Source organism: Streptomyces sp. NPDC003635 (genome assembly GCF_053587635.1).
The window spans coordinates 1-3,977 of the sequence record NZ_JBSFOK010000112.1 but is presented as its reverse complement, the minus strand read 5'-3'; the positions used below and the strand labels follow the sequence as shown (position 1 = coordinate 3,977).

At 70.9% G+C, this 3,977-nt stretch carries 4 protein-coding genes and 1 pseudogene; 3 read left to right on the top strand and 2 right to left on the bottom strand.

Going from position 1 to position 3,977, the window contains the following annotated elements:
- A pseudogene (locus ACWDRW_RS40175) lies at nucleotides 1-446 on the bottom strand (IS5 family transposase); the annotation flags it as partial.
- Between the two features lie 49 nt (nucleotides 447-495).
- On the opposite strand from ACWDRW_RS40175, the gene ACWDRW_RS40170 reads away from it, so the two are divergent.
- Nucleotides 496-1,611, top strand: coding sequence for a glycoside hydrolase family 19 protein (locus ACWDRW_RS40170; RefSeq protein WP_451733509.1), 1,116 nt, complete (start codon nucleotides 496-498; stop codon nucleotides 1,609-1,611).
- Between the two features lie 7 nt (nucleotides 1,612-1,618).
- Here the strand turns inward: ACWDRW_RS40170 and ACWDRW_RS40165 are convergent, their stop codons facing one another.
- Entirely contained in the window at nucleotides 1,619-2,377 is a 759-nt protein-coding gene (locus ACWDRW_RS40165; RefSeq protein ID WP_451733506.1) for a DUF3152 domain-containing protein, read from the bottom strand.
- A gap of 229 nt (nucleotides 2,378-2,606) precedes the next feature.
- On the opposite strand from ACWDRW_RS40165, the gene ACWDRW_RS40160 reads away from it, so the two are divergent.
- Together ACWDRW_RS40160 and ACWDRW_RS40155 are read left to right on the top strand one after the other, a co-directional pair.
- A complete protein-coding gene (locus ACWDRW_RS40160) occupies nucleotides 2,607-3,299 on the top strand; it encodes a response regulator (protein WP_451733504.1) in 693 nt (230 codons plus the stop codon).
- Nucleotides 3,296-3,967, top strand: coding sequence for a hypothetical protein (locus ACWDRW_RS40155; protein WP_451733501.1), 672 nt, complete (start codon nucleotides 3,296-3,298; stop codon nucleotides 3,965-3,967). Before ACWDRW_RS40160 ends, ACWDRW_RS40155 begins: the two co-directional genes overlap by 4 nt.
- Nucleotides 3,968-3,977: the final 10 nt, after the last annotated feature.

The window sequence follows — 3,977 nt, the reverse complement described above, 5'->3', positions numbered from 1 at the left end:
GAGCGGGCGCCCGAAGGCATCGCAGGCCAGGTGAATCTTGCTGGTCAGGCCGCCCCGCGAGCGTCCGAGGCCCGGATTGCGCTGCCCCCTTTTCGGGCCCCGGCAGCGTGCTGGTGGGCCCGCACCACGGTGGAGTCGACCGACACCAGCCAGTCGATGTCCCCGGCCGCGTCTGCCCTGGCCTGCGCGGCCCGCAGCATCTGCTCAAAGGTCCCGCCCAGGGCCCACCGGCGGAAGCGGGTGTGCAGCGTCTGCCACGGCCCGTACCGCTCGGGCACATCCCGCCAGGCTGTGCCAGTGCGGAACTTCCACACGATCCCATTGAGGACCCTTCGGTCGTCCAACCGCTTCCGGCCCCGCAGGGACGCGGGCAGCAGCGGCCGGACGAACTCCCACTCTGCATCGGACAGTTCATGGCGACGTATCACCCGACCATGATCCACCACGCAAGATCAATTGAAGACACAACCTAGCCCGCAAGGAGTGTCGTCCGTCATGAGAACCCCCCACCGCACCGGCCGCGGCACGGTCCTCACCGTGCTCGCCGCCCTCCTCGCGGCCCTCTTCTCCGCGACTCCCGCGCAGGCCGCCTCCGGCGCCATCACCGGCCTCGCCGGCAAGTGCGTGGACGTGGCCGGCGCGAACAGCGCCAACGGCACCGCCGTACAGCTCTATGACTGCAACGGCACGGGCGCCCAGATCTGGTCCAACTCCGGGGACGGCACCCTGCGGGCGCTCGGCAAGTGCCTGGACGTCGTCGACCGGAGCACCGCGGACGGGGCCGCCGTCCAGCTGTGGGACTGCTCCGGCGGGGCCAACCAGCAATGGGTGGTCACATCGGCCCGGGACATCGTCAACCCGGCCGCGAACAAGTGCCTGGACGTCCGCGACAACAACAGCGCCAACGGCACCCGGCTGCAGATCTGGAGCTGCACCGGCGGCGCCAACCAGAAGTGGACCGCGCCCGCGAGCGGGGGCGGCACCAACCCGTCCGGGTTCGTGGTGTCCGAGGCCCAGTTCAACCAGATGTTCCCGAACCGGAACTCCTTCTACACCTACAGCGGGCTGACCGCCGCGCTGAGCGCCTACCCCGGCTTCGCGAACACCGGCAGCGACACGGTGAAGAAGCAGGAGGCCGCCGCCTTCCTCGCCAACGTCAACCACGAGACCGGCGGCCTGGTCCACATCGTCGAGCAGAACCAGGCCAACTACCCCAACTACTGTGACTGGAGCCGCCCTTACGGCTGCCCGGCCGGTCAGGCCGCCTACTACGGGCGGGGCCCGATCCAGCTGTCCTGGAACTTCAACTACAAGGCCGCGGGTGACGCCCTGGGCATCGATCTCCTGGGCAACCCCTGGCGGGTGCAGAACGAGTCGGACGTCGCCTGGAAGACCGGCCTGTGGTACTGGAACACCCAGACCGGACCCGGCACCATGACGCCGCACAACGCCATGGTCAACGGCGCCGGTTTCGGCCAGACGATCCGCAGCATCAACGGCTCCCTGGAGTGCGACGGCAAGAACCCTGCGCAGGTCCAGAGCCGGGTGGACGCCTACCAGCGGTTCACGTCGATCCTCGGGGTCGCCCCGGGCGGCAACCTGTACTGCTGACCCACGCTCAGGGGACGGCGGGGCCGGTCACGTACCGGCCCCGCTCGTCGTAGGGCCAGACGTTGGGCACGCAGCCGTTCATGCCCTTGATCTGCTGCATCATGGCCGGGGCCGGTTCCCCGGGGCCCGGGCAGCCCACGTGGCCGTGGCCGAGGAAGTGGCCGACCTCGTGGTTGATGATGAGCGCCCGGTAGGCGGTGACGTCCTTGGTGTAGACGGGCGTTGCCAGCAACCAGCGTTCGAGGTTCACCATCACGTGCCGGGTGACGTTGCAGTTGTACTCGCCCCCGGTGTCCAGACCGTACTGTCCGCAGACCCGGTCCACGGTGCCGGGCGTCGCGACCCGGACCACGAAGTCCGCCGTACCGCTCGACACCCGCTGGAACGTCGAGTGGCCGTCGGCGGTCCAGCCGCGCGGGTCGGCCAGGATGCGCTCCACCTGCCGGGCCACGTCCGCGGGGTCGAGGTCGAGACCGTCCTCGATCTCGACCCGGTACCGCAGGGCGGTGCCTTTTCCGGCCTTCCGACCGGAGCCCGCCGCGGCGGTGAAGGTCCCCGGTCCGGTCGCCGGGATGTCGGGCTCGGCGGCGGTCTCCTTCGACGGGGAGGGCTCCGTCGTGCGGGAACTGGGCTCCTGGCGGGAACCGGGATCCGGCCGGGGGGACTTGGCGGCCCCCGTACGCCGCTCTCCCGCGCCGGAGGTGGTCGCGTCCACGGCCGCGAAACCGGCGGCGCCCAGGATCGCCAGCGCGGCCAGGCCTGCCACCAGCGACCCCTTCCGCGGGTGCGGAGTGCCGTGCGAGGGGCCGCTCCGGCGACGACGGCCACGGGATGAAGATCGTCTACGCGTGGTCATGTCGGCCAGGCTGTGAGCACAGTGTGATCGCACCGGGCCCAAGCGATAACGAAACGATAACGCGCCACCGCTTCGGGGTTTATGTGATCATCCCGTAACAGAAGCCCGAGCGGACTGATCCCTTACGGATACTGAGCGCATGCCACGCGTTCTGCTGATCGAAGACGACCGTGCCGTGCGGGAGGCCGTCGCCCTGGCCCTGCGCCACCAGGGGCACGAGGTCGCGGCCGTGGAGACCGGGGAGAGCGGTCTCGACCGGGTGCGGTCCTTCCGGCCCGACGCCGTGGTGCTGGACCTGATGCTTCCCGGCATGCCCGGCCTGGACGTGTGCCGCGCGCTGCGCTCCCTCGACCAGACCCTGCCGATCATCATGGTCACCGCCCGGGGCGACGACGAGGACATCGTCGTCGGCCTGGAGGCGGGAGCCGACGACTACGTGGTCAAGCCCGTGCAGGCGCGGGTGCTCCAGGCCCGGATCCGGGCCGTGCTGCGGCGGGCGACGGGGGCCGCCACCGACACCGGGATACCGAAGATCGACACATACGGGGAGCTCGCCGTCGACCGGGCCGGGCTCTCGGTCGCCCGGGCCGGGGTGCCGATCGCGCTCGCCCCGTCCGAACTGCGGCTGCTGCTGACCCTGTCGGCCTCCCCCGGCCAGGTGTTCAGCCGGCAGCAGTTGCTGGAGGCGGTCTGGGAACACAGCTATCACGGGGACGCGCGACTGGTGGACGCCTGCGTGAAGCGGCTGCGCGCCAAGATGGGCGAACCGCCGCGCGAGCCGCGCTACATCCAGACCGTGCGGGGCTTCGGCTACCGCTTCGCGGCCCGGTGAGGCGTCCTCGCCTCCCCCAACTGCGCGGCCTGCGCATACGGTTGGTGGTGGCCTTCGCCCTGGTCACCGCGCTCACCGCCGCCGCCACCGGCACCCTGACCTTCCGCGAGGCGCGCAACGGCGTCCTCCAGCAGAGCCAGGACACCGTGATCCAGACACTGCGCGCGCAGGTCGGCCGGCTCGCCGAGGAGTTCGCCTTCCCGCCGAGCGAGAACGAACTGGTCCGGTTCGCCACGGAGATCGCCCGCGCCGATCCCTCCGGGACCTGGCGGGTGCTCGTCACCTACGGCGGACTCAGCGGCTCCTCCGTCCCGGACGAGACGTTCGAGGAGATCTCCCCCGACCTGCGCTCCTCCGTCGGCTCCAGCCTGGCCACCGTGTTCCAGCGGGTGCGCAGCGGCGAGCACACCGCCCTCGTCGTCGGCATGTCGGTCACCTTCGCCTCCTCCGACGGGGGCGCTTACGCGTCCGGGGTCCGCGTCTTCCTGACCGTCCCGCAGACCACCGAACGGGCCTACGTCGACGCCCTGGTCACGGCCGTGGAGCGGGCCACCGTGCCCGCCCTCGCGCTCGCCGTCCTGCTCGGGTGTACTCGACGGCCCTGTCCAGTCGCCCCACCTGGAGGTAGACATCGCCCAGGTTCGCCACCACCGACGACCTCGCCGTGACGTCACCGTT